The 23581-nt window shown below is 66.6% G+C and carries 24 protein-coding genes; 10 read left to right on the top strand and 14 right to left on the bottom strand.

What is annotated here, in order from left to right:
• Positions 1 to 2: 2 nt before the first annotated feature.
• Both X803_RS0108875 and X803_RS0108870 read right to left on the bottom strand, forming a co-directional pair.
• Positions 3 to 1052 (bottom strand): LacI family DNA-binding transcriptional regulator, encoded by a 1050-nt coding sequence (locus X803_RS0108875; RefSeq protein WP_253907427.1) that lies wholly within the window; start codon positions 1050 to 1052, stop codon positions 3 to 5.
• A 45-nt stretch (positions 1053 to 1097) separates the two neighbouring features.
• Positions 1098 to 1757, bottom strand: a complete 660-nt coding sequence (locus tag X803_RS0108870) for a cyclodeaminase/cyclohydrolase family protein (protein WP_026544867.1) — start codon at positions 1755 to 1757, stop codon at positions 1098 to 1100.
• A gap of 97 nt (positions 1758 to 1854) precedes the next feature.
• Here X803_RS0108870 and X803_RS18830 point away from each other — a divergent pair, with 97 nt between their 5' ends.
• The 3 genes from X803_RS18830 to X803_RS0108855 all read left to right on the top strand — a co-directional run bounded on the left by X803_RS18830 (position 1855) and on the right by X803_RS0108855 (position 5491).
• The gene (locus X803_RS18830; protein WP_051470602.1) at positions 1855 to 3336 is read left to right on the top strand and encodes a sensor histidine kinase; all 1482 of its coding nucleotides are present in this window, start codon (positions 1855 to 1857) and stop codon (positions 3334 to 3336) included.
• Positions 3333 to 4007, top strand: coding sequence for a response regulator (locus X803_RS0108860; RefSeq protein ID WP_026544866.1), 675 nt, complete (start codon positions 3333 to 3335; stop codon positions 4005 to 4007). Before X803_RS18830 ends, X803_RS0108860 begins: the two co-directional genes overlap by 4 nt.
• 125 nt (positions 4008 to 4132) lie before the next feature.
• Positions 4133 to 5491 (top strand): TrkH family potassium uptake protein, encoded by a 1359-nt coding sequence (locus X803_RS0108855; RefSeq protein WP_253907426.1) that lies wholly within the window; start codon positions 4133 to 4135, stop codon positions 5489 to 5491.
• Between the two features lie 11 nt (positions 5492 to 5502).
• Here the strand turns inward: X803_RS0108855 and X803_RS0108850 are convergent, their stop codons facing one another.
• The 5 genes from X803_RS0108850 to X803_RS0108830 all read right to left on the bottom strand — a co-directional run bounded on the left by X803_RS0108850 (position 5503) and on the right by X803_RS0108830 (position 11459).
• Positions 5503 to 6462: an AEC family transporter gene (locus tag X803_RS0108850; protein ID WP_026544864.1), complete on the bottom strand. Its 960-nt coding sequence runs from the start codon at positions 6460 to 6462 to the stop codon at positions 5503 to 5505.
• Between the two features lie 41 nt (positions 6463 to 6503).
• Entirely contained in the window at positions 6504 to 7832 is a 1329-nt protein-coding gene (locus X803_RS0108845) for an enolase C-terminal domain-like protein (RefSeq protein ID WP_026544863.1), read from the bottom strand.
• Complete coding sequence (locus X803_RS0108840) at positions 7829 to 9436, bottom strand: aldehyde dehydrogenase (NADP(+)) (protein ID WP_026544862.1); 1608 nt, start codon at positions 9434 to 9436, stop codon at positions 7829 to 7831. The genes X803_RS0108845 and X803_RS0108840 overlap by 4 nt, the downstream gene beginning before the upstream one ends.
• A gap of 46 nt (positions 9437 to 9482) precedes the next feature.
• Positions 9483 to 10433: a 5-dehydro-4-deoxyglucarate dehydratase gene (gene kdgD, locus X803_RS0108835; protein ID WP_026544861.1), complete on the bottom strand. Its 951-nt coding sequence runs from the start codon at positions 10431 to 10433 to the stop codon at positions 9483 to 9485.
• Between the two features lie 141 nt (positions 10434 to 10574).
• Positions 10575 to 11459 carry a LysR family transcriptional regulator gene (locus X803_RS0108830; RefSeq protein WP_026544860.1) on the bottom strand — a complete coding sequence of 295 codons (885 nt, stop codon included), beginning with the start codon at positions 11457 to 11459 and terminating at the stop codon, positions 10575 to 10577.
• Positions 11460 to 11616: 157 nt separating this feature from the next.
• Between X803_RS0108830 and X803_RS0108825 the strand changes: the two genes are divergently transcribed.
• The 4 genes from X803_RS0108825 to X803_RS0108810 are packed head-to-tail and all read left to right on the top strand — an operon-like array spanning position 11617 to position 15164.
• Positions 11617 to 12621, top strand: coding sequence for a Bug family tripartite tricarboxylate transporter substrate binding protein (locus tag X803_RS0108825; RefSeq protein WP_026544859.1), 1005 nt, complete (start codon positions 11617 to 11619; stop codon positions 12619 to 12621).
• 25 nt (positions 12622 to 12646) lie between these two features.
• A complete protein-coding gene (locus tag X803_RS0108820; protein ID WP_253907425.1) occupies positions 12647 to 13219 on the top strand; it encodes a tripartite tricarboxylate transporter TctB family protein in 573 nt (190 codons plus the stop codon).
• A 17-nt stretch (positions 13220 to 13236) separates the two neighbouring features.
• Positions 13237 to 14766, top strand: a complete 1530-nt coding sequence (locus X803_RS0108815; RefSeq protein WP_026544857.1) for a tripartite tricarboxylate transporter permease — start codon at positions 13237 to 13239, stop codon at positions 14764 to 14766.
• On the top strand, positions 14763 to 15164 hold the full coding sequence (locus tag X803_RS0108810) for a universal stress protein (protein WP_026544856.1): 402 nt from the start codon (positions 14763 to 14765) through the stop codon (positions 15162 to 15164). Before X803_RS0108815 ends, X803_RS0108810 begins: the two co-directional genes overlap by 4 nt.
• Before the next feature lie 3 nt (positions 15165 to 15167).
• Here X803_RS0108810 and X803_RS0108805 read toward each other — a convergent pair whose 3' ends face one another.
• The 4 genes from X803_RS0108805 to X803_RS0108790 form a co-directional block, all read right to left on the bottom strand.
• Positions 15168 to 15434: a glutaredoxin domain-containing protein gene (locus tag X803_RS0108805; protein WP_026544855.1), complete on the bottom strand. Its 267-nt coding sequence runs from the start codon at positions 15432 to 15434 to the stop codon at positions 15168 to 15170.
• A 110-nt stretch (positions 15435 to 15544) separates the two neighbouring features.
• Positions 15545 to 16237 carry a FadR/GntR family transcriptional regulator gene (locus X803_RS0108800; RefSeq protein ID WP_026544854.1) on the bottom strand — a complete coding sequence of 231 codons (693 nt, stop codon included), beginning with the start codon at positions 16235 to 16237 and terminating at the stop codon, positions 15545 to 15547.
• 28 nt (positions 16238 to 16265) lie between these two features.
• Positions 16266 to 17399, bottom strand: a complete 1134-nt coding sequence (locus tag X803_RS0108795) for an L-talarate/galactarate dehydratase (protein WP_026544853.1) — start codon at positions 17397 to 17399, stop codon at positions 16266 to 16268.
• 65 nt (positions 17400 to 17464) lie between these two features.
• Positions 17465 to 18271: a carbon-nitrogen hydrolase family protein gene (locus X803_RS0108790; RefSeq protein ID WP_026544852.1), complete on the bottom strand. Its 807-nt coding sequence runs from the start codon at positions 18269 to 18271 to the stop codon at positions 17465 to 17467.
• Positions 18272 to 18333: 62 nt separating this feature from the next.
• Here X803_RS0108790 and X803_RS0108785 point away from each other — a divergent pair, with 62 nt between their 5' ends.
• Positions 18334 to 18837, top strand: coding sequence for a DUF427 domain-containing protein (locus X803_RS0108785; RefSeq protein WP_026544851.1), 504 nt, complete (start codon positions 18334 to 18336; stop codon positions 18835 to 18837).
• A gap of 6 nt (positions 18838 to 18843) precedes the next feature.
• Here the strand turns inward: X803_RS0108785 and X803_RS18825 are convergent, their stop codons facing one another.
• On the bottom strand, positions 18844 to 19956 hold the full coding sequence (locus X803_RS18825) for an alanine racemase (RefSeq protein ID WP_084033565.1): 1113 nt from the start codon (positions 19954 to 19956) through the stop codon (positions 18844 to 18846).
• A 101-nt stretch (positions 19957 to 20057) separates the two neighbouring features.
• Between X803_RS18825 and X803_RS0108775 the strand changes: the two genes are divergently transcribed.
• Complete coding sequence (locus tag X803_RS0108775) at positions 20058 to 20795, top strand: SurA N-terminal domain-containing protein (RefSeq protein ID WP_026544850.1); 738 nt, start codon at positions 20058 to 20060, stop codon at positions 20793 to 20795.
• A gap of 95 nt (positions 20796 to 20890) precedes the next feature.
• Here X803_RS0108775 and X803_RS0108770 read toward each other — a convergent pair whose 3' ends face one another.
• Positions 20891 to 22180: an adenylosuccinate synthase gene (locus X803_RS0108770; RefSeq protein WP_026544849.1), complete on the bottom strand. Its 1290-nt coding sequence runs from the start codon at positions 22178 to 22180 to the stop codon at positions 20891 to 20893.
• 202 nt (positions 22181 to 22382) lie between these two features.
• Entirely contained in the window at positions 22383 to 22952 is a 570-nt protein-coding gene (locus X803_RS0108765; protein ID WP_035778374.1) for a hypothetical protein, read from the bottom strand.
• 202 nt (positions 22953 to 23154) lie between these two features.
• Between X803_RS0108765 and X803_RS18820 the strand changes: the two genes are divergently transcribed.
• Positions 23155 to 23581, top strand: a 427-nt coding sequence (locus X803_RS18820) for a DUF72 domain-containing protein (protein ID WP_156930026.1), incomplete at its 3' end; no start/stop codon positions are given.

The following is a 23581-nucleotide window of genomic DNA, read 5'->3' as shown; positions in this document are numbered from 1 at the left end:
CCCTACCTGTGCGCCGCGGTTGACTGCCGGACTATGAGCTCGGGCACCACCGTGCGGGGGGCGTCCCCGACCGGCACCTCCAGCTGGGCGAGCAGGTGAGCCACGCACCGCCGACCGAGTTCCGTGAAATCCTGCCGCACGGTGGTGAGCGGCGGCGCGAAGTGGGCGGCATCGGGGATGTCATCGAATCCGACGAGGCTGACGTCCTCGGGAATCCGCAGGCCACGTTCGCGGCAGGCGTGCATCAGCCCCAGCGCCATCTGGTCATTGGCGGAGAACACCGCGGTGGGAGCGTTCGAGGCGAACAATTCCTCCCCGATGCGGAAGCCGCTGTCCGAGGTCCAGTCACCGGTGGCAATGCGGAAGGCATCCACGCCCCAGGCCGCCAGCTCGGTGCGGAAGCCGCGGACCCGCTCCTTGGATTCCACCCACCCGTCCGGGCCGGCCACGTGGGCTATGTTCCGGTGCCCAAGGTCCAGCAGGTGCCGCGTCGCAAGCCGGGCACCGGCAACCTGGTCCACGGAAAGGCCGTGATCGTCTGCCGGTGAGGTGGAGTGGACCGTCACCATGGGGAGCTTGACCGAGAGATGCCGCAGCTGCCGGAGAGTGGTTTCCTGCGGTGCGAGGATGATCAGGCCCTCGACCGCATGATCGATCAGCCGCTCCAGGGCCTCCTTGAATGCGGCCTCGTCGAGGGATGTCAGCGTAGCGGTATCCACCAGGTATCCGGCGGCAGCGGCCGCTGATTCGATGGCTGCCCGGGTGGAGGCCGGCCCAAAGTAGGTGCCGTCAGTCACCAGGACGCCGATCATGTGGGAGCGGCTGGTCACCAGGGAACGGGCTGCGCGGTTGGGCCGGAACTGCAGTGCCTCCATGGCGTCGAGCACCCGCTGGCGCGTGCCCTCACGCAGGCTTGGGTGTCCGTTGATGACGCGGGAGACCGTCTGGTGCGAAACACCGGCCATCTTCGCGACGTCACGGATGTTGGCGGAACGGACGCGCGGGGCAGGTTGCGGGGCGGACTGCGGCGTCGGCTCGCTGTTAACGGTCACATGTCAAACCGTACTGGATGCAGGGACGGACGGACTGCGTGCCGTTCAGAGGGCGTCGGTGGGCGCCGCCCGGTGGTCGACGGCAGCAACCTCCGCGTCAATGCGCTCAATTCCCGCGTCCAGCCGTTCGACGGTGGCCCACAGGGCGGGCTGCTGCTCCCGGATTTCCTCCAGGGTGAGCCCGGCGGACCGCAGGGTGGCCAGATCGAAGCTGACGTTCGTCCGGGCACCCGTTACGGCTGCCCGCAGCGCACCGAAGGCGACCACGACGTCGGCGATCAAGGCGCGGTTCCCGTTTTCAGCGAGCCAGCGCAGGTCCTCAATCGCGTCGATTGCCCGGTCGCCAAGAGTGGCAGAGGACCGTGCAGCACCCAGCGAAGCCTCGCGTATCGCAGCGTCCCGCTCGCTGCCGGCTTCCAGTCGGAACGCCGCCCCGAACGCGCGGGACGCCGAGGCGTCATCATCGGCTAACTGCAGCGCGCTTTTCCGGAGGTCCTGTGCACGGGCGAGCAGCTCCTGGAGGTGGTCCTGCTGATCGCCGTCGGCCTCCGTGTAACCGGCCACCATCGAGGTCAGCGAGGCCGCAATCGCGAGCATCACGCCGGCTCCTGCGCCGCCGCCGGGCGAGCCGACGGACTCTGCGAGGGCGCGGGTCCACTCCTCCACAGTGGAGTGCCGGGTGGTGATCTCTTCAGAATGTGCCATGGCACCAGTCTGTCCCACATCGGCTCCCTGTGGCAGGAAGACCGGGCCTGGCCGTGCGAATGCGTGTGGAGCCCCCGCAACCTGCGACAATTCCCGCATGGCACGATTAGCGGCACCCGAGCTCGGCCGTGCGCGTACCTTCGCGGGCTTTGCCCTGGCGCTCGCCCTTCCGCCCCTTCTGGAGTGGGGCATGTTCCTTGCGGGGAGCGACTTCCTCGCTGCCGACGTCCTCCTCCAACTCGCCGGTGTTGTGGCGGTAGCTCTCGTCGGCGGACTGTGGCCGGCCCTGCTCGGTGCTCTCTGGAGCAGCCTCATCCTCAACTACTACTCCACCGAACCGTTCGGCTCACTGGAGATCGCCGACGCCGAGGACATCCTCACCCTCGTGATCTTCGTGGCAGTCGCTGTATCGGTCTCCCTGGTGGTTGGCCTCGCCGCCCGTCGGTCCAGGGAAGCCGCCAACGCTTCAGCGGACGCCGCCACCCTGGGTGAGCTCGCCCGAGGGGTGCTCGCGGCCGAAGACACGCTCCATGGCTTCCTCCACCATGTACGCAACCACTTCGGAATGCGCGGAGCAGCTTTGTTTGCCCGCCCCGACATGGACGACGACGGCGCCCGGTCGGCAGCGGACGATCCCTGGCGGCTGCTCGCGCTGGACGGCGAACAGACGGGTTCGTCCGAAGGCGCGCCTTCACCGGAGGGCCGCGGCCCGGGCGAGGGTGACGCCGGCACCGATGTGCCCGGCGGCCTGCGGCTGGTGCTGTACGGCCGCTCCCTGTCTGCCCGGGAACAGCGGCTGCTGGATGCGTTCGGATCGCAGCTGGCGGCGCTGAGACAGCGTGAGCAGCTGATCGCGAGCACGGAGGAGAACCGTCGGCTGGCGGAGGGGAACGTCATGCGAACCGCCATCCTGCGGGCGGTTTCGCACGACCTGCGCACCCCGCTCGCCGCCATCAAGCTCGCCGTCACGAGCCTGCGACAGCAGGGCATCGAATTCACTGAGGAGGAGGAAGCCGAATTGCTCGGCACCATCGAAACCTCGTCCGACCGGCTCGCCTCACTGATCGATAACCTCCTGGACATGTCCAGGCTGACCGGCGATGCGGTCACCCCGCACCTCGGCCCGGTGCATTGGGCCGATGTTGTAGCCGCCGCCCTCCAAAACTCCCACGCCGACCGCGTGCGGATCCTGCTGGCACCCAATTCCCCCGCCGTGCAGGCTGACTTCGGCATGCTTGAACGGGTGATCGCGAACGTCGCCGAAAACGCCCAGAAATACGCCGGAGAGGCCGACGTCGTTATTTCAGCCGCCGTCTCCGGCACTGTCGGCGACTTCCCAGCGAGCGAGCTGCGCGTCCGCGACCATGGCAGCGGCGTCGACAGGCAAGGCATTGTGCGCATGTTCCAGCCGTTCCAGCGGCTCGGCGACGCGGACACCGCCACCGGTGTGGGGTTGGGGCTTGCCGTTGCCCGCGGTTTCACCGAGGTGATGGGCGGTGAACTGCTGGCGGAACCCACGCCCGGAGGCGGGCTGACCCTCGTGATCCGGCTGCCGCTCTCCACCGGTGTGAGCCAGTGATTACGGTCCTGATTGTCGACGACGAACCCCAGTTGCTGCGCGCCCTCCAGATCAACCTGCGCACCCACGGTTACCGGCCGGTGACGGCCACGGACGGTGCGTCCGCGCTCGCCGCAGCCTACGAACACCGGCCCGACCTGGTGGTCCTTGACCTGGGACTTCCGGACATGGACGGGGTTCAGGTCATCGCCGGCCTGCGCACCTGGAGCCAGGTTCCGATCATCGTGCTCTCCGCCCGGCATGGCCCGGAAGACAAGGTCGAAGCGCTCGACGCCGGTGCCGATGACTACGTGACCAAGCCGTTCGGTCTCGAAGAGCTCCTTGCCCGACTTCGGGCGGCTGAACGGCGTGCAATCCCGGCGCCGGAAACGCCGGTGGTCACTTCGGAGCACTTCCGCCTCGACATCGCGGTCCGCAAGGCGGAGGTCCGCGGCGAGTTGGTACGGCTGACCCCCACCGAGTGGAAGATCGTGGAATTGCTGGTGCGGAACCCGGGCCGGCTCGTGGGCCAGCAAAAGCTGCTGCTGGAGGTATGGGGGCCCGCCTATGCCAAGGAAGTCCAGTATCTGCGCGTCTACCTCAACCAGTTGCGGCGCAAGCTTGAGCCGGACCCCACCAGGCCGCGCTACTTCATTACGGAGAGCGGAATGGGATACCGGTTTGAGCCCTGAAGTGCTCCAAACCGGGCCGTAAAGAATGCGTTAAGACCGGCCTTCGAGCAGCCACGCGGGCCATAGCGTGAGTCCCAGGAAGCCGTGGTGAGCACGGGTGCTCGGGAGTGATGGGGTCTGCAGCCGTGGCTGCTATCAAGCTCAGGAAGCGGATAAAGCTCGAGGAGATCAGCCCCGTGCGGCTGGTACCGCTGGCTTTCCTGGCAGCGATCCTGGTGGGCGCCGGCCTGCTCATGCTCCCACTATCGCGTACCCCGGGCAGCGACGAGGTAGTGATGCCCGCGCTGTTTACCGCCGTGTCAGCCGTATGTGTCACCGGCCTGATCACAGTGGATACAGCAACGTTCTGGACGCCGTTCGGCCAGACGGTGATCCTGGCGCTGATCCAGGTCGGCGGCTTCGGCATCATGACCCTCGCAACCCTCCTGGCACTGCTGGTTCGCAAGAGCCTGGGGCTGCGCTCACAACTCATAGCGCAGTCCGAAAGCCACACCCTGAACCTGGGGGACGTACGGGGTGTCCTGCTCCGCGTAGCCAAAATCATGCTGGCCTGTGAAGCGGCGACCGCGGTCCTGCTGACTGCACGGTTCTGGATCGCTTACGACGACGGTCTGGCCACGGCAGCCTGGCACGGCATCTTCCATGCCATTTCCGCGTTCAACAATGCGGGCTTCTCACTCTTCAGCGACAACCTGATTCCCTTCGTCGATGACCCCTGGATCATCCTCCCCATCTGTGCAGCCGTCATTGCCGGCGGCATCGGATTCCCGGTGATCATCGAACTGCTGCGCGGCCGCACCGTGCACAAGGGCTGGACCGTGCACGTCCGCCTCACCGTCTACGGAACCCTCATCCTCCTCGCCCTTGGAACCGGACTCTTTGCCTGGTTCGAATGGGACCGGGCGGAAACACTTGGTCCGCTATCCACCGGAGGGAGGCTCCTCGCCGCCATTGCGGGCGGCGTCTTCCCGCGTACCGCCGGATTCAACAGCATTAACTACGGTGACGCTGCGCCGGAGACACTGCTCATCACCAACATTCTCATGTTCATCGGAGGCGGCAGCGCCGGAACGGCTGGCGGTATCAAGATCACCACCTTCCTCGTCCTTGCCTTCGCTATCTGGAACGAAGTCCGCGGGCGTGAGCAGGTCACCATCGGGCACCGCTCGGTCAGTTCTCCGGTGCAGCGCCAGGCGCTGTCCGTCGCACTGTTGGGAATCGCAGCGGTGATGATCGGAACGGTCCTCCTGCTGGTCTTCACCGACTACGGGCTGGAGCAGGCGCTCTTCGAGGCAGTCTCAGCCTTCGGGACGGTAGGGCTCAGCACGGGCATCACCTACGAGCTGCCGGCGAACGCCGAGCTCGTCCTCATGGCGCTGATGTTCATCGGCAGGATCGGCACCATTACTGTTGCATCCGCACTGGCGCTGATCTCCCGGCCGATTCTCTACAGACTCCCGGAAGAGCGTCCCATCATCGGATGACCTGACAACCCTCACCCGAGCAGCAGCGCCACCAACAGCGATGCCGGCAGCGCCAGCAGCGAACTCACCAGGATGATGTCGCGGACCAGCGTCACCCGCAGCCCGAACTGCGCCGAGAACAGAAACACGTTCTGCGCGGTGGGCAGCGCAGCCATGGCCACCACGCCCAGCAGCGCCGTCCCCTCAACGCGGAAAAGATAGTACGCGACGGCCCAGGCGATGACCGGCATCAGCGCCAGCTTCACCACGCTTCCCAGCACGACGTCAGCGCGCAGGCTGCGCTGCGCCAGCGGCTTCTGCCCGCGAAGGCTCATACCGAACATCACCAGCAGGAGCGGAATCGAAGCCTGGCCCAGCATCTCCAGCGGCGTCCAGAGAATCGCCGGCAGCGTCAGCGAGGTCGCGGCAAACAGGGCTCCGGCCGCAGTTCCGGTGGTGACGGGATTGGCGACGGACCGCAGCACCGTCCGTGCCAGCGTCGGTGGAGCGCCGGCGGAGGGTGCGGCCGCCGTCGTCGTCGCTTTCCTGCCGTACCAGGCGAAAATGGTGAGGAAAACCGGCGCGATGACCAGCAGTTGGGCCAGAAGCACCGAGACCACCGGCGCGGAACTTCCCACGGCGTACAGGGCGATCGGGATGCCGATGTTGCCGGCATTGACGTAGCAGGAGGCCATGGCGCCCACCGCCGTCTGCGCGCCCGGCCGCCTGAGTGCAAAGCGGCTGAGCAACGCGTAGACCGCGCTGGTTGCGGCGGCGGCAACCAGCGCGATCGGCGTGTAGACGCCCAGGACTTCAGCGAGCTCGGTCTCCGCGAGCAGGATGAACATGAGGGCCGGGTTGGTGATGTAGTAGATCACCGGCGTGAGGCCCTCCTGCATGGCCCCCGTCCGGGTGGGGAGGAGGATCGAGGCGAGAACGCCTACGCCCACCAGCACCAGCACCACGCCGAACCCGAGGAGAACCCCCTCCACGAAGCCTCCTGATCATCTCTTGAGTTCCTACAGGCTGCGGGTTACCTGACCAGGCAGGGCCGCTTCGGGTCGAAGGACCACTCCGGAATCAGGTACTGCATGGACGTGGCATCGTCCCGCGCGCCCAGCCCGTGCTCCAGGTAGAGGGCGTGCGCTTCCTCCAGCCGGGTGCGGTCCAGTTCGATCCCCAGGCCCGGCGCATCCGGAACCCGAATCTCTCCGCCCCGGATCTGCAGCGGGTCGACGGTGAGGCCCTGGCCGTCCTGCCAGATCCAGTGCGTGTCCAGTGCCGTGATCTCCCCCGGAGCCGCAGCACCCACATGCGTGAACATGGCCAGGGAGATGTCGAAATGGTTGTTCGAGTGCGATCCCCAGGTCAGCCCGAACTCGTGGCACAGCTGTGCCACGCGCACCGAACCCGCCATGGTCCAGAAGTGCGGATCGGCCAGCGGAATGTCCACGGCGTTCACGCGGACGGCGTGGGCCATCTCGCGCCAGTCCGTCGCGATCATGTTCGTTGCCGTCCTCAGCCCTGTGGCCCGGCGGAACTCCGCCATGACCTCACGGCCGGAGAACCGTCCCTCGGCGCCGCACGGATCCTCCGCGTACGCCACCACGTCCTGCATGCGCTTCCCCAGCCGGATGGCGTCCGCAAGCAGCCAACCGCCGTTGGGGTCGAGGGTGATGCGCGCGTCCGGGAAGCGCTCCTTGAGCGCGACGACGGCGTCCACCTCATCATCGCCGGCATGGACTCCGCCCTTGAGCTTGAAGTCCGCAAAGCCGTAACGTGCCTGTGCCGCTTCGGCAAGGCGGACGACGGCGGCGGGCGTCATGGCTTCCTCCCGCCGGACACGGTCCCACTCGTCCGCGGAACCCTGCTCGCGCAGGTAGGGCAGGTCGGTGGAGTCCGGATTGCCCACATAGAACAGGTAGCCCAGCATCGGCACGGCGTCCCGCTGCTGCCCGTCGCCGAGCAACTCGGCAACCGGAATCCCGAGGAACTGGCCGTGCAGGTCCAGCAGGGCAGACTCGATGGCGGTCACGGCGTGGACCGTGGTCCGGAGGTCGAAGGTCTGGAGCCCCCGCCCACCCGCATCGCGGTCCGCGAAAGTAGCAGCGACGGACCGCAGGAGGCTGCGGAACTGTGCCACCGGCTTGCCGCTGAGGATCCGACCGGCTTCCTCGATGGTGGAGCGGATCGCTTCACCGCCCGGGACCTCGCCGAGTCCGGTCCGGCCGTCGGAGTCCCTGATGATCGCGATATTGCGGGTGAAGAACGGCCCGTGCGCTCCGGAAAGGTTGAGGAGCATCGAGTCGTGTCCGGCAACGGGAACAACCTCTACCCCGGCAACGGTGGGCTGCGTGGTCACTGGTTCTCCCCGGCGGGAACCACTGTGCCGTCGATCCGGCGGTTGAGCTTCCACGGGTTCGCGTCCTGGATGGCTGCAGGCCGCAGCGCTTCCGGAATGTTCTGGTAGGCGACGGGCCGCAGGAACCGCTCGATCGCAAGGGTGCCCACGGAGGTGGTCCTGGTGTCCGAGGTGGCAGGGAACGGTCCGCCGTGGACCATGGCGTGGCCCACTTCGACGCCGGTCGGCCAGCCGTTCGCGAGAATGCGGCCGACCTTGCGCTCCAGGACGGGCAGAACCCCGGCCGCTGTTCCGTAGTCGGACTCGGTGAGGTGCAGGGTGGCCGTCAGCTGGCCTTCGAGACGCTGCGCGGCCGCGACCAGTTCCTCCGTGGAGGAGTAGCGGACCACAAGGGAGGCTGCTCCGAAGATCTCCTCGTGCAGGACGGGGTTGTTCAGGAAGGTGGCCGCCTCGGTGCCGAAGACGGCAGGTGCGGGAGCGTTCTCGGTGGGTCCGTCGGACCCCCGGGCGACGAGCTCCACCCCGTCCTGGGAGCCGAGGGCTTCAACGCCCGTGTTCCAGGAGTCGGCGATTCCGCGGGTGAGCATGGTCTGCCCGGCGGAGGGTGCGAGCGCGCGGCTCACGGCGGCAAGGAAGTTGTCACCGGCCCCGCCTGTCGGCACGAAGACCAGGCCGGGTGAGGTGCACAGCTGGCCGCTGGACCCGGTCACGGAGGTGATGTACGCCGTGGCGAGCCCGTCGAGGTCACCCTGCAGCGCACCTTCGAAGAAGATGACCGGGTTGATCGAGCTCATTTCCGCGTATACCGGAATGGGCTGCGGCCGCGCCGCCGCGGTGGTCATGAGCGCCGTGCCGGCGGAGCGGGAGCCGGTGAAGCCCACCGCCTGGATGGCGGGATCGGACACGAGGGCCTGGCCGATACTGGCACCGGGTCCGTAGATGAGGGAGAAGACGCCCGGGTGGAGGCCGGCGTCGTTCACTGCCTCCGTGATGGCACGGCCCACCAGCTCACTGGTGCCGGGGTGCGCGTTGTGCGCCTTGAAGACCACCGGGCAGCCGGCAGCCAAAGCGGAGGCGGTATCGCCGCCCGCAGTGGAGAAAGCGAGGGGGAAGTTGCTCGCCCCGAAGACCGCGACGGGGCCCAGGGGCACCTTGCGCTGGCGGATGTCCGCACGGGGCAGAGGCGTGCGCTCGGGCTGCGCCGGGTCGATGCGGACACCCCGGTGATCGCCCTGGCGGACCACTGTTGAGAAAAGCCGCAGCTGGCCGGTGGTGCGGGCCAGCTCTCCGCGGAGGCGCGCTTCAGGCAGGCCGGTCTCAAGCATGGCGCGGGCAACGACCTCGTCTCCGGCGGCTTCGATCCGGTCGGCGATGCCGTCGAGGAACGCTGCGTGGGTCTGCGGATCGAGGGTGCTGAAGGATTCGAAGGCCTCTTCAGCCGCGGCGGTGGCCTGCCGGAGCTGGGATTCGTCGATCAGCGAATAGGTGGGCTCCAGCGTTTCATTGGTGGAGGGGTCGAAGCCGTTGACGGTCCTGCCGTTTCCGGGCGTGGCCTGGCCGGCGATGAGCGAGTGGCCCTGAAGGGTTGCGTTCTGGGTAGGCATTGAATGCTCCTTACGGGTGGTGTCCTGGTGGGTGTTCAGGGATTGTTTAGCGGGCGCTTGCCAGAGTGGCGGGAGCGGGGCGGATACCGGCGGCGTCAATCAGCGCGCCGAGGTCCGCGAGGTCCGCGTCGGTCAGGTTCTGCAGCGGAGGGCGCACACCCCCGACGTCGCGGCCGACAACCTTCAGCCCTCCCTTGACGATCGAGACGCCGTAACCGCGCACCCGGTCCCGGATGTCGAGGTAGGGCAGCACAAATCGCTGGAGCTTTTCGGTGACCGCCGCATGGTCCTGTTTCCGGACGTCGCGGTAGAACTCGAGCGCGAACTCCGGGACAAAGTTGTAGAGCGCCGAGGAGTAGGTGCTCATTCCCAGCTGGAGCAGCGGAAGGGCGAAGGTCTCCGCGGTGGGCAGGCCGCCCAGGTAGAACAACCGGTCGCCGTTCTTCGCGTAGACCCTGGTGAGGTGCTCGATGTCGCCGATGGCGTCCTTGAAGCCGATGAAGTTCGGATGGCGCTCCGCGAGGCGGGCAACGGTGTCGGCCGAGTAGATGGCATTGGCGCGGTTGTACACGATCACGCCGATAGTGGTCGCGGCGCAGACGGCGCTGACGTGGGCGAGGAGTCCCTCCTGGTCGCACTCCGTCAGGTACGGAGGCAGGAGCAGGAGACCCTCGGCGCCGGCAGCTTCCGCATCCTGCGCGTTCTGGACGGCCTGGGCGGTGGAACCTCCTGCGGACGCAAGTACCGGAACGGTGCCGCCCACTTCCTCGACCGCGGTGCGGATGACCCGGGCTGCCTCCGCCGGTGTCAGGCTGAACCCCTCGCCGGTGCCGCCGGCAGCGAAGAGCCCGGCGACATCGAAGCTCGCCTGCCAGGAGAGGTGCTGCCGGTAGGCGTCCTCATCGAAGGCGAGCTCCGGCGTGAAGGCGGTCACGGGGAAGGACAACAGACCGTCCTTGAGCTTCTGAGCGAGTTCCTGAGGCGCGTAGTTGGCCACGATGCATCTTCCTTAGGGCAGTTCGCCGCACAGGCGGCGAGGGGTGGAGCTTCCTTGATGGGTTGTTTCCACACTAGGAAGATATGTGATGCCTGTCTAAGCCCACTTTTGTATGGATTGATGCTCTCCGGGTATCGCTGGTCACAGATCCTTGGTCCGGATGACTTCCAGAAGCCGCCCCAGCGCGGGGTTGCGCATTTCCCTGCTCCAGATGGCATAAAGCTCGACGGCGTCCGGCTCGATTTCAGCCAGCCTCAGGTAGGAAACACCCTCCACACCGAGCATGCTCGCCGATTCCGGAACAAACGCCACCCCCCTACCGGACGCCACCAGCGCCACCATGGTGAGGATCTGACTCACGGTATGCACCACATTGCCGTGCTCTACGGGGATGTTCCGGACCACCAGATCGTAGAAGTACCGCGCCTTGGTGGGCGAATGCATGATCAGCGGCACCCCTTTGAGGTCCGCAACCGTCAGGGACCGGTTCAGCTGGTCAAGCTCATGTCCGGCTGGAACGGCGAGCATCAGGTCCTCGGTGAACATGAGGTGGGATTCAAAGAGGTCCGCATCGAAGGCGGGACGCGCCAGGCCCAGGTCCAGGTCCCCGTCGGCAATCGCCTCGATCTGCTCTCCGGTCACAAGCTCCTGGAGTTCCACATCGACGTCGGGCAGTTCCGTTGCTATCTCCGACAGCAGCGGACCAAGGAGGCTGAAGCCGGAGGCGGCAGTGAAACCGACGCGCAGCTGGCCGGACCTGCCGGCCGCGATGCGCCGCGCGGTGTGGGGTGCGCGCTCCGCGGCGATGACGAGCTTCCGCGCCTCCACCAGGAAGGCGCTGCCCGCGGCGGTGAGGGAGACCTTCCGGTTGTCGCGCTCCAGCAGTTCGACGCCGACACTGCGCTCGAGTTTCTGGATCTGACGGCTCAGCGGCGGCTGTGTCATATTGAGCCGATCGGCCGCCCGCCCGAAATGGAGTTCCTCTGCGACGACCACGAAGCTGCGTGCCTGATCGAGTGTAAACATGATGCCTTCCGGGTATCACTTCATGCTTATATGGGCTTGGACATGCATCATAGCCCGTCCGTACAGTCTTCTCAGGGCCGGGCCGTGAGTGCCATCACATCCCGCCCCAGGCTTGTACAGCCGAACAACGCCGTTCCCATCTGAGGAGTACCAACACGTGAAAGCATCATCTTCCCGCCGCGCCCTGGTGACCGCCGCCGCCGCCGTCGGCGTTCTCACCCTGTCAGCCTGTGGAGGCAACGTAGCCGGCAACAGCGCCGAAACCGGTGAAGCCTTCCCCAGCGGCCCCGTGACCATCACGGTCGGCCAGGATGCCGGCGGTTCCACCGACCGCATCGCCCGCTCGGTAGCCGAAGGCATGGCAGAAGACCTCGGGGTTGCCGTGCCCGTGGTCAACAAGGCCGGAGCAAACGGTGCACTTGCCACCAAGGAGGTCGCCGCCATGGAGCCGGACGGCCAGAACCTGATCCTCCTCAATGCATCGCTGATCACCATCACGCCCCTTGCCGTCGGTGAGGATGAAGCGGTGAACCTCGACAACCTCGACGTCATCGCCGGGCTCTCCCAGGACGACTACGTACTGGTAGCCAGCCCCGAATCGGGCTTCGAATCCCTTGAGGACATCCAGGGCAGCGCCGGAGACCTGAACTTCGGAACCACCGGCGTCGGCACCGGCTCGCAGCTGGCCCAGGCCGTGCTCTTTGCACAGGCCGAGATCGACGGCACCGCCGTTCCCTTCGACTCCGGCTCCCCCGCCCTGACCGCCGTCATGGGCGACCAGGTGGACGTCGCAACCATCCAGCTCGGCGAAGCACTCCCGCAGATCGAGGCCGGCACCGTCACGCCGATCGTCACGTTCGCCAAGGAACGCAGCGAGTTCCTCCCCGACGTGCCGACGGCCATCGAGGAAGGCTACGAGGTTCCGGTTTCCCAGTACCGCGCCCTCGCCGCGCCGAAGGGCCTCTCCGAGGAAGCGAAGGCCCGGCTGGTGGAGTCCATCGAAGCAGTCCAGGGTACCGAGGCTTACCAGGAGTTCAACACGCAGAACATCCTCGCGCCGTGGGAAGTCTCCGGTGAAGAGGTTGCCGAGGAGTGGAATACCCTCGCCGAGCAGTACAAGGCACTGGTCGAGGAATACGACATCTCGCTCTCCGGCGAGTAAACAGCCCGGCCGAGACCCAGTTGAAATGAGCATCACCATGAACCGGAACCGCGACTATGAAGCGGAGGGCGACAGCGGCGACATCGCCGACGTCCTCGGCACCCCGGACCTCACTCCGGAAGAACTCGCCGCCGAGTGGGCAGCGGACTCCGCGCCGCCGTCGGGTCCGATAGCCAACCTCGCCTCCTCACTGGTGGCGGCCGGCGTCGGAGTAGCGGGAATGGTCATTGCACTGGGTCTCGGACTCGGGACGGCGAGCGAACCGCGCGCCGGAACATGGCCGTTCATCATCAGCCTCATCATCACCGTCCTCGCCCTCGCACAGCTGTTCATCGGCCGGCGCGGGGGCGTGGACGGGGAGAAGTTCTCACCCCTGTCCCGCATGGCGGCCTTCGGCTTCCTCACCCTGCTCGCCCTGGTGTGGCTGATGCCGGTCATCGGATTCGAGATTCCCTCGCTCCTGCTGTGCTTCGTCTGGATGAAGTTCCTCGGCGGTGAGACCTGGCGGGCGGCGACCCTCTACTCCGTGCTCGTCGTCGTCTCCTTCTACGCAATTTTCATCCTGGGTCTGGGGACATCAATCCCCCACCTGTTCTAGGACCTCAAGGACTCACCATGGAATTCCTGAACCCGGTCCTCAACGGCTTCGGTGTCGTGATGGACCCGCAAAACCTGCTCTACTGCCTGATGGGCGTTGTGATCGGCATGCTCATCGGCGTGCTGCCCGGACTGGGTCCCGCAGCAACGATTGCGATCCTGTTGCCGCTGACCTACGGGATCGAGCCCGTCACAGCGATCATCATGCTCGCCGGCATCTTCTACGGCGCCCAGTACGGCGGCACCATCACCTCGGTTCTGCTGCGGCTTCCCGGCGAGGCCAGCTCGGTTGTCACGGTGTTCGACGGTTACGTCCTCGCCAGGCAGGGCAAGGCGGGAACGGCCCTGGGCATCGCCGCCATCGGTTCCTTCATCGGCGGCACGGTCGCGATCATCGGGCTCACCTTCCTCGCGCCGCTCGTTGCCAGCTTTGCGCTGGACTTCGGTCCGCCGGAATACACCGCCCTGGCGCTCGTCGGCATCCTGCTGGTGGCGACCATCAGCGGCGGAACCAAGATCAAGGCGCTGATCGCAGCCGCCGTCGGGCTCCTGCTCGCAACTGTGGGCCGCGACGTGTTCACCGGAGCAGAGCGGTTCACCTTCGGCAACCTCAGCCTCGCCGACGGCATCGACTTTGTTCCGATCGCCATGGGCCTGTTTGGGCTCGGTGAGATCCTCTACAACCTGGAGGAACGGCACCGGGCGGTCAGCGCGCCCGCCAAGGTCGCCAACGTGTGGCCCTCCCGTGCGGACCTGCGGAAGTCCTCCGGCGCAATCGGCCGCGGCTCCGTCCTCGGTTTCTTCCTGGGCATCCTCCCGGGCGGCGGGGCGACCATCTCCTCGATGGTGTCCTACGCCGTCGAGAAGAAGCGTGCCAGGCAGCCGGAGCGGTTCGGCAGGGGCGCCGTCGAAGGCGTGGCCGGCCCGGAAACCGCCAACAACGCGGCCGCCACCAGCTCGTTCATCCCGTTGCTGACCCTCGGCATCCCCGCCAACGCCACCATGGCCATCATCTTCGGCGCACTGCTGATCCACGGCATCACGCCCGGACCGCAGCTCATTGTCGAAGACCCGGACCTGTTCTGGGGCGTGGTCAACTCCATGTACATCGGCAACATCCTGCTGCTGATCATGTCGATCCCCCTGGTCGGCCTCTTCGTCCGGATCCTGCGCGTCCGCGCAGCCATCCTTGCCCCCATCACCGCGCTGATCACCATCCTCGGTGCGTACACCATCCGCAACTCCATGTTCGACGTGCTGCTCGTGGTGCTGTTCGGGGTGCTCGGCTACCTGATGAAGAAGTTCGGCTTCGAGCCCGGGCCCCTGGTCCTGGCCTTTGTGCTCGGCGAGCTCCTCGAATCGAACCTGCGCCGGTCACTGCTGGTCCTCGACGGCGACCTCTCCGGGTTTTTCACCCGCCCCATCACCGCTGTGCTGCTGATGATCTTTATCCTCGTGGCGGTAGGCCCCATGATCAAGTCCGCGTCGGCCCGACGCCGCACGCCGGACACCACCCGCGTTCCCGCAGATTCACAGGAGAAGTCATGAGCATCATGGTCGGCTATGTGCCAACCCCCGTCGGAGAAGCGGCTGTCGCTGCGGCCATCACTGAGGCGAAACTCCGCAATGCGGAGCTGCTGATCGTCAACTCCGTGCGCGAAGGCTCCCGCGTGGACAAGTCGGTAGCCAGCGAGGAAGACCTGCAGCGGCTGCAGAACACCGCCGACGACGCCGGCATCACCTCCCGCGTCCTGCGCCCCTCACACCGTGATGACCTGGCGGAGGAAATCCTGGAACTCGCCGTCGAGCACGATGTCTCACTGATCGTCATCGGGCTTCGCCAGCGCACGCAGGTCGGGAAATTCATCATGGGCTCCCACGCCCAGCGGATCCTCCTGCAGGCTGACCGGCCGGTCCTAGCCGTGAAGCCGGACGGCCGGGACTAGTTCTCAGACCTGGAGCAGGTTCAGTTCCCTGAGCTTCGCCTCGACCTCGGGGTTGCTCGGCTCAACCTGGTGCGCCCCGTCCGGGTACACGACCACCGGGATATTGGTCCGGCCGGAGATGCTCTTCGCTTCTTCAGCAGCCTCCGGGGTTTCCACCAGGTTGATGTACTCATAGCCGATGCCGAGCTCGTCGAGCTGCCGCTTGGTGCGGATGCAGTCCCGGCACCAGTCAGCGCCGTACATGCGGATTGTTTCGGGGGATGCGGTCATGGATCAATAGTACGGCCGGGCAGTTGCGAGGGCCCGCAGACCATCGGCGGCATTGGGGACCGGTGGATCGGACGGCGTCCGTCCAAGCGCTGCAGCGCCGGCCGGAGAGATCAGGCGTCCAGACGCGACCGTGAGTTGGCCAGGTGCAGCCGCATGGCGGCGGATGCCGTCAGCGCGTCCCCCGCGGCGATCGCGTTCCGGACGGCCCGGTGCTCAGCGGCGACGCGCTGCACGCGGGACGAGCGGCCGTCGTCGTCGGCGGGNGCGGGTTCCAGCCGCTCAGGCGGCATCGCGATCATCGCCGGGCCAAGCATCATGACCGCGTCCACGAAGTAGAAGTTGCCGCTGGCCTCGGCGACGGTGCGGTGGAAGGCGAAGTCGCAGGAGACCGCCGTGGCCGCGTGGTTGCCGGCGGCGTCGAACGCCGCGAGGGCGGAATCCAGCGCGGCAATCAGGCCGGGCGTGGCGTTCGACGCGGCGAGCGCGGCGGCCTCACTCTCCAGGCCGGCCCGGAACGCCAGCAGCGCGCCCCGTTCCTCGAGGGTCCGGGGCCGGCGAAGGCCTCCGGCCGTTTCCTCGGCGGCGGACGGCGGGGTGAGCGCAAAGCTGCCGCTCCCCCGCCGCGTGTAGACGAGGCCCTCGGCCTGCAGCCGGGAGATCGCCTCCCGGACCACCGTGCGGCTGACCCCGAACTCCGCCAGAAGCGCGCTCTCGCTGGGCAGCTTCTCACCGGACGGGATGGTTCCGTCGACAATACGACGGCGGAGGCTGTCGACCAGCGAAACGGCCAGGTTCTGTTTCATGCTCCCCATGCTGGCACGGTGCGCGTGCTCAGCGCGTTCCGAACTCGACGCTGTCCGTGGTCCAGGCCCGGGCCTGGTCGCTGAAGGTCACTCCGAGACCCGGGCGGTCGGGCACCACCATGCGGCCGTCGCGGGTTTCGAGCCGCTCGTTGAACAGCGGGTCCAGCCAGTCGAAGTGTTCAACCCACGGCTCCCGCGGGTAGGCCGCGGCCAGGTGCAGGTGGATCTCCATGGCGAAGTGCGGTGCGAGGTCCAGACCCGCCTGGTCGGCCAGCGTCGCAAGGCGGAGGAACTGGGTAATGCCGCCGACGCGCGGGGCGTCCGGCTGGATGATGTCGCAGGCCCGGGTGGCGATGAGGCGCTCATGCTCGGCGACGGATGCGAGCATCTCGCCCGTGGCGATGGGGGTATCAAGTGCCAGCGCCAGCGCAGCGTGCCCCTCGGCGTCGTACGCGTCCAGGGGCTCCTCGATCCAGACCAGATCGAACTGCTCCAGCTTGCGGCCCATGCGCAGCGCAGTGGCGCGGTCCCACTGCTGGTTGGCGTCCACCATCAGTGGAACGTCGGGGCCGATATGTTCGCGGACGGCGGCGACGCGGCGCAGGTCCTCCGCCGAATCCGGCAGGCCGACCTTGATCTTGATGCCGCCGATGCCCTCGGCGAGGGACTGCGTGGCCCGCTCCTTCACCTCGTCGATCGAGGCGTTGAGGAAGCCGCCGGAGGTGTTGTAGGTCCGCACCGAGTCCCGGTAGGCGCCAAGCAGCTTCGCCAGCGGAAGCCCCGCGCGCTTGGCCTTCAGGTCATACAGGGCGATGTCCAGTGCAGCGAGCGCCTGGGTAGCCACGCCGGAGCGGCCCACGGACGCGCCGGCCCACAGCAACTTGTTATAAAGCTTGGCAATGTCATTGGGGTCTTCGCCGATCATCGACCCGGCAACTTCCCGGGCATGCGCGTACTGGGCCGGGCCCCCTGCCCGCTTGGAGTAGGAGAATCCGAGGCCGGAGACACCCTGCTCGGTCAGGATCTCCGCGAAGAGGAAAACCACTTCGGTCATGGGCTTCTGCCGGCCCGTGAACACCTTGGCATCGGAGATCGGCGTGGCCAACGGCAACGTGGCGGTGGACAGCTTCACATGGCGGATTGCATCGGGCGTATAAGTCATCGCGGGACCTTCGGGAGAGCGGATCTGGCTAACTTATCGTACAACTAGCTGACTTGTCCTACAAGTTAGTGTGCTTCGACGATCTCCTCGTTACGCGCGAAGCGCCGGTTCCGCAGTACCGGGAGGAACTGTCGCACTTCCTCGATGCGTTTCCGACTCACCTCGGCCGTCACCACGCCCTGCTCCTCCTCGTTGAGGAAGACCTGCGGCACACCCATGGGGTCCAGGATGGCCGAGTGCCCGATCGTGTGCGACGACGACGTCCCGGCCGCCGCGATCCAGACGGTGTTCTCGATGGCCCGGGCGCGCAGCAGCGTCTCCCAGTGCTCGATCTTGTGGTCCCCCTTGAACCAGGCGGCCGGAACCAGTACGACGTCGGCACCACGGTCGGCGAGCGCCCTCGCCTGTTCCGGGAAGCGGAGGTCGTAGCAGGTCATCAGCCCGACGTTCAGCTCCCCGACCGGCACCACGGTGATACCGCCGTCGCCGGGTTTGATGCGCTCGGACTCGGAGTAGCTGAAGGCGTCATACAGGTGAAGTTTGCGGTAGGTATCAACAATCCTGCCCGTGGCGTCGATCAGCACCAGGGTGTTGTACGGCCGTTCTTCGCCGCTGGACTCATACCCGCCGGCGACGACGGCGATGTTCAGTTCCGCCGCCAGGAACGAGAGCTGCTGGACGAACACGGACCAGCCCGCCCCGACGGCCTCGGCCAGGGGGCGCTCGACCTTGCCGATCGAGAACATCGATTCCTCCGGGAACACGATGAGTTCCGATCCCTCTCCTGCGGCTTCCTCCGCCAGCTCGCGCATCATTGCGACGTTGGCGGTGACGTCCCCGCCGGGCCTGAATTGTCCAACACTGATCTTCATCGCGGGCCCTTTCGGGTAGGAACTGGGGCTGTACCAAGGGTACCGAAGAGTAGCGTGGCGCTATGCGGAAAAATCAGCGACAGCGGGACACACCGGGGCCGGGCCAGGAATCGGTGTGGGATTACCCGCGACCGCCGCGGGTGGAGAACTATCCGGGCGTCGTCGTCATCGAGTTCGGCGGGATGGAGATCGCGCGGACCGGCAGCGCGGTGCGGGTCCTGGAGACAAGCCACCCGCCGGTGTTCTACATCCCGCACGCGGACTTCGTCCAGGGCTCCCTGCAGCCGGTGGACGGCACCACGTGGTGCGAGTTCAAGGGAGAGGCTGCCTATTACGACGTCGCCGCCGGCTCCGCCCGCGCCGAACGCGCGGCCTGGACCTATCCCTCCCCCACCGCCGGGTTCGAGGTGCTGGCCGGAGCAGTGGCTGTCTACCCCGGCCGCATGGACCGCTGCCTGGTCGACGGCGAAGAGGTCCAGGCCCAGCCCGGAGACTTCTACGGCGGCTGGATCACGTCCCGCGTGGTGGGTCCGTTCAAGGGCCCGCCGGGAACCTGGGGCTGGTAGCGAAGGCTAGAACTGGGGGTGCCACAGCTCCGTGGTGTTGCCCTGCACCGCTAGGGCCGTCCGCCACCGGTCAAACACGGAGCACGGGTGGGAGATCCCCAGGTCAACGGTGTCGCCCACCCGGAGTGCCCCGGCATTGTCCACAATCGCATGGTGATCGAAGAGCCGCACCACCAAGCCGTCTGGCTCTGCCAGCGTGGCACCGTCCCGGTGATGCGCCACCAGGTCGGGCAGGCCGGCGTCGTACGCCAGTTCCCGCTTCCCCGCGCCCAGGATGGCCCGCCCCTCCTCCGGGACAGAAACGACGACGGCGCGTACCACCGCGGCGGCGCGCAGGCCTGGCAGCGGGGAGACCTCCGCGTACGTCCCGTGGTCGTGGATGACGTAGCAGCCGGAGCGCAGGATGTTCAGGGAACCGTCGGGAAGGAACCGGGCGGCGTGGTCCTGGAACGCTGAGCCACCCACCGAGAAGAGGGGCTGGTCAACTTCGAACCGGTCGCGCAACAGGTCGAAGACCTCGAGAGCTGCCCGGCAGTGGGCGTCGATGGAGGCAAGGTTTTCCGGCGTGCGGACGTTCGGTGCAATGCCCTCGTAGGCGCTGACGCCGGCGAGGCGGAGTCCGGGGGCGGCGCGGACTGCATCGGCGAGCGCCGGTGCCTCCGCGGCATCCCGGATGCCGGTGCGCCCGCCGGGAACACCGACGTCGAGCAGAACGGAAAGCGTGTGGTCGGCGTCGGGAAATCCGTGCGCCAATGCCGACACGGCGGCGCTGGAATCGGCGAGGCAATGGAGCTCCACGGCGGGGTGGGCGTGGAGCAGCCGGCGCAGTTCGGCCACCAGCGGCGGGTACACCACCTCGTTGGCAATGAGGATCCGCCGGGCTCCCCAGGAGACGGCGTGCGCGGCCTGCGCCGGCGTCGCGACCGTCACTCCCCAGGAGCCGGGGAGCTGGCGCTGGACGATCTCCCGGGTCATCGTCGTCTTGATGTGGGGCGCGAGGACCATCGAGTGCTCCGCGGCCCACTGCTCCTTGAGTGCGATGTTCGCGTCGATCGCGTCGACGTCGAGCAGCAGCTGCGGGAGGCTGGAAAGATGCAGGTCAGCGCTCAGGTTCACCATTCTCGGCATCCTACCGTTCAGGTTCCACCCAGCAGACGCCTAGGCTCCGCCCATCAGGCGCTGCTAGAGTCTCAGGTCGGTAATCAACAGTAGGAGTGTCTGTGAAGAAGAAGTGGTTCATCAGCGCCGTCGTAGCGGGTTCACTCGCCTTCGCGACGGGCTGTGCAGGGAACACCGAGGCGGAACCAGCGCCGAGCGAGAGCGCCGCCAGCGCACCGGCGGAAGCCCCAACGCCCGATCTCGAGGGGATTCCCGACGTCGTCGCAACGGTCAACGGGCTGGACATCACCAAGGAAGAGTTCACCACGGCGTACGAGGGTTCGTTCCAGCAGATGGCGATGCAGTCCCAGGTGACCGGGCAGGAAGTCGACCAGGAGCAGCTGAAGACGCAGACGCTCGACAACATCATCGGCAACAAGCTGCTGATCCAGGAGGCTGACAACCGCGGGATCGAGGCCAGCGAGGAAGCGATCGCCGCCACGACGGATGAGCTGATGAAGACCAACCAGTTTGTGTCCGAGGATGAGCTCTTCGCTGCCCTTGAGGAGCAGGGCATTTCGAAGGAAGACGCCACCGAGCAGATCGAGCAGCAGGTCCGGCTGGACGCGCTGCTCGCCGAGGAGGTCGGGGACGCCGCGCCGACAGAAGAGGAACTGAAGGCTGCCTATGAGGAGGCCAAGGCTTCCGGGGCCGCGCAGGGCGGCGGGGAGGTTCCGCCGTATGAGGAGCTCAAGCCGCAGCTTGAGCAGCAGGCCAAGGACCAGAAGAAGTCGGAGGCGGCCCTCGCACTGGTCACGGAGCTTCGCGAGAGCGGCGACGTGGTCAGCAACCTCGAGTAGCACCCAAGATCGAGTAACCCCCGGCGTCGACCGGGCGGCTATCGCAGAAATGGCCAGGTTCCATCGGGAACCTGGCCATTCTGCTACGCCGGCGGCTAACCGCCGATGAGGTCGTTGATCACGATCGTCTGGTCGCGGTCCGGACCCACGCCGATGGCCGAGAACCGGGTGCCGGACATTTTCTCGAGCGCCCTCACGTAGGTCTGCGCGTTTTCGGGCAGGTCCTCGATGGTGCGTGCCCCGGTGATGTCCTCGGTCCAGCCGTCGAAGTACTCGAAGATCGGCCTGGCGTGGTGGAACTCGGTCTGCGTCATGGGCATTTCATCGTGCCGGACGCCGTCCACGTCGTAGGCCACGCACACGGGAATCTGCTCGATCCCGGTCAGCACGTCCAGCTTGGTCACGAAGTAGTCGGTGAACCCGTTGACGCGGGCTGCGTGGCGGGCCAGCACTGCGTCATACCAGCCGCAGCGGCGCGGCCGCCCGGTGTTGACGCCGAACTCGCCGCCGGTCTTCTGCAGGTAGATTCCCATCTCGTCGAACAGCTCGGTGGGGAACGGGCCCGCGCCGACGCGCGTGGTGTAGGCCTTGATGATGCCCACGGCGCGGTTGATGCGCGTGGGCCCGATTCCGGATCCGACGGATGCTCCGCCGGCCGTGGGGTTCGACGACGTCACGAAGGGGTAGGTGCCGTGGTCCACGTCGAGGAAGGTGGCCTGGCCGCCCTCCATGAGGACCACCTTGCCGGCGTCGAGCGCTTCATTGAGCACGTAGGTCGAGTCGATGACCAGCGGGCGGAGGCGGTCGGCGAAGGACAGGAAGTACTCCACGATCTCGTTGACCTCGACGTTGCGCCGGTTGTAGACCTTGACCAGCAGTTCGTTCTTCTGCTTCAGCGAGCCCTCAACCTTCTGGCGGAGGATCGACTCATCGAAGACGTCCTGCACGCGGATACCCAGGCGCGCCACCTTGTCCATGTAGGCCGGACCGATACCGCGGCCGGTGGTTCCGATGGCACGCTTGCCGAGGAACCGCTCGGTGACCTTGTCGAGGACCTGGTGGTACGGCGCCACGAGGTGCGCGTTCGCTGACACCCGCAGCTTGGACGTGTCCGCGCCGCGTGCCTCGAGCCCGTCGATCTCCTGGAACAGCGCCTCCAGGTTGATGACGCAGCCGTTGCCGATGATCGGGACGGCGTTGGGACTGAGAATTCCGGCGGGAAGGAGCTTCAGCTCGTACTTCTCACCACCCACGACGACGGTGTGCCCGGCGTTGTTGCCGCCGTTCGGCTTCACGACGTAGTCCACGCGACCGCCGAGCAGGTCAGTGGCCTTGCCTTTGCCTTCATCGCCCCACTGGGCTCCGACAATCACAATTGCTGGCATGGGATCCTCCCCCATTGTTTGGCGGCAGAAGTGCGCGCCGCGTGCCGCGCGAAATGTGTGCCGCCGTGCATGAGAACGCCCCAAGACCTTTAAGGAGTCCGGGGCTCTTACCACCCAAGTTTAGCGGACAGGAGTCACCGGCCGGGGGAGGCTGTTCACAGAACGCCTCCCGCCACCATGGGGCAGCAGGTACCGCAGGTGGCTAGAACAGGTCGGTGCTGTTGATGAATCCCACCACCATCGCCGTCCACCAGCAGGTCTGCGAGATGGCCAGGCAGATCAGCAGGTGCACCCGCATACCCGGCGGAACATCGCCGAATTTTGTTCCCGCCGGCATGGAGTTCAGCCGGCGCATGCACGGGATCAGGAGGATCCCGTTGAGCATCAGCACGAGGACTGCCGAGACCTTGATGATGGTCAACGGGCTCTCCATGTCCGGATTGATGAGGGCGCCGGTGACCAGCAGTCCCGCCAGTCCACCCCAGATGATCGGCATGGCGGCGGATTCAATCCGGCTGGTCTCGACCAGTTTGCGTCTGGAGATCAACCAGAGAAAGCCCACCCAGTCCACCAGGAGAACGGCGCCGAAGGCTGCCACCAGCGAGATGGTGTGCGCTATGAGGGCAATTTTTGCGACTCCCGGGTCGACGCGCAGAACCGCGCCGAGGCTGACGGACAGGATCCAGGCGGCAGTGACTCCCACCGCCATCAGAGCGATGCGCGGAGGCGAATAGGTGGTACGCAGGGAAACACGGGGTAGGGCGGAATCCATGATCTTCAGCTTCTCTTGGGAGCGACGCCGGTCGCAGTGGAGTAGAGGGAACGCGTCTTTCGGGCTCCTTCCCTGCTGTCCCCCAACAGTGAACTGAGAACTGAATTTTACGCCCGCGCGGCCACCGCCAACAAGGAAGATTGCCTCCGCCAACTAGCGGGGAGGCTGGTGTCCGCAGCGCGCGGCGCGGTACGGTTCGGCCATGTCGGATTTCCAGCCCCGCGCCCGGATCGGCATCTCGGGCTGGCGGTACGCGCCGTGGCGGAAGTCCTTCTATCCTCCCGGCCTTCCGCAGCGGCTGGAGCTCGAGTACGCTGCCTCGCAGCTCGCCACCATCGAGATCAACGGGACGTTCTATTCGCTGCAGCACCGGGACAGCTTTGTCCGCTGGCGTGACACCGTGCCGGAGGACTTCCGGTTCTCCGTCAAGGGTCCGCGCTACATCACGCACATGCTCGGCCTGCGGAACGCCGAAACGGCGCTGGCCAACTTCTTCGCCTCCGGGGTCCTTGCGCTCGGCGGCAAACTGGGTCCGGTCCTGTGGCAGCTGCCCGCAACCCGCCGGTTCGATCCAGACCTCGTGGACGCGTTTTTCTCGCAGTTGCCGCGAACGACGACGGCAGCCGCCT

Source organism: Arthrobacter sp. 35/47 (assembly GCF_000520475.1).
In the GTDB taxonomy this organism is placed as follows: Bacteria; Actinomycetota; Actinomycetes; order Actinomycetales; family Micrococcaceae; genus Arthrobacter_D; species Arthrobacter_D subterraneus.
Note: the sequence above shows the minus strand (reverse complement) of the source record. Positions and strands in the feature narration are given on the sequence as shown.

Bases quoted from the DNA above. Each gene is read 5' to 3' on its own strand.
- X803_RS0108870 (WP_026544867.1), bottom strand. From the start codon at position 1,757: ATGGCACATTCTGAAGAGATCACCACCCGGCACTCCACTGTGGAGGAG.
- X803_RS18830 (WP_051470602.1), top strand. From the start codon at position 1,855: ATGGCACGATTAGCGGCACCCGAGCTCGGCCGTGCGCGTACCTTCGCG.
- X803_RS0108840 (WP_026544862.1), bottom strand. From the start codon at position 9,436: ATGCCTACCCAGAACGCAACCCTTCAGGGCCACTCGCTCATCGCCGGC.
- X803_RS0108830 (WP_026544860.1), bottom strand. From the start codon at position 11,459: ATGTTTACACTCGATCAGGCACGCAGCTTCGTGGTCGTCGCAGAGGAA.
- X803_RS0108820 (WP_253907425.1), top strand. From the start codon at position 12,647: ATGAGCATCACCATGAACCGGAACCGCGACTATGAAGCGGAGGGCGAC.
- X803_RS0108815 (WP_026544857.1), top strand. From the start codon at position 13,237: ATGGAATTCCTGAACCCGGTCCTCAACGGCTTCGGTGTCGTGATGGAC.
- X803_RS0108810 (WP_026544856.1), top strand. From the start codon at position 14,763: ATGAGCATCATGGTCGGCTATGTGCCAACCCCCGTCGGAGAAGCGGCT.
- X803_RS0108805 (WP_026544855.1), bottom strand. From the start codon at position 15,434: ATGACCGCATCCCCCGAAACAATCCGCATGTACGGCGCTGACTGGTGC.
- X803_RS0108795 (WP_026544853.1), bottom strand. From the start codon at position 17,399: ATGACTTATACGCCCGATGCAATCCGCCATGTGAAGCTGTCCACCGCC.
- X803_RS0108790 (WP_026544852.1), bottom strand. From the start codon at position 18,271: ATGAAGATCAGTGTTGGACAATTCAGGCCCGGCGGGGACGTCACCGCC.
- X803_RS0108785 (WP_026544851.1), top strand. From the start codon at position 18,334: ATGCGGAAAAATCAGCGACAGCGGGACACACCGGGGCCGGGCCAGGAA.
- X803_RS18825 (WP_084033565.1), bottom strand. From the start codon at position 19,956: ATGGTGAACCTGAGCGCTGACCTGCATCTTTCCAGCCTCCCGCAGCTG.
- X803_RS0108770 (WP_026544849.1), bottom strand. From the start codon at position 22,180: ATGCCAGCAATTGTGATTGTCGGAGCCCAGTGGGGCGATGAAGGCAAA.
- X803_RS0108765 (WP_035778374.1), bottom strand. From the start codon at position 22,952: ATGGATTCCGCCCTACCCCGTGTTTCCCTGCGTACCACCTATTCGCCT.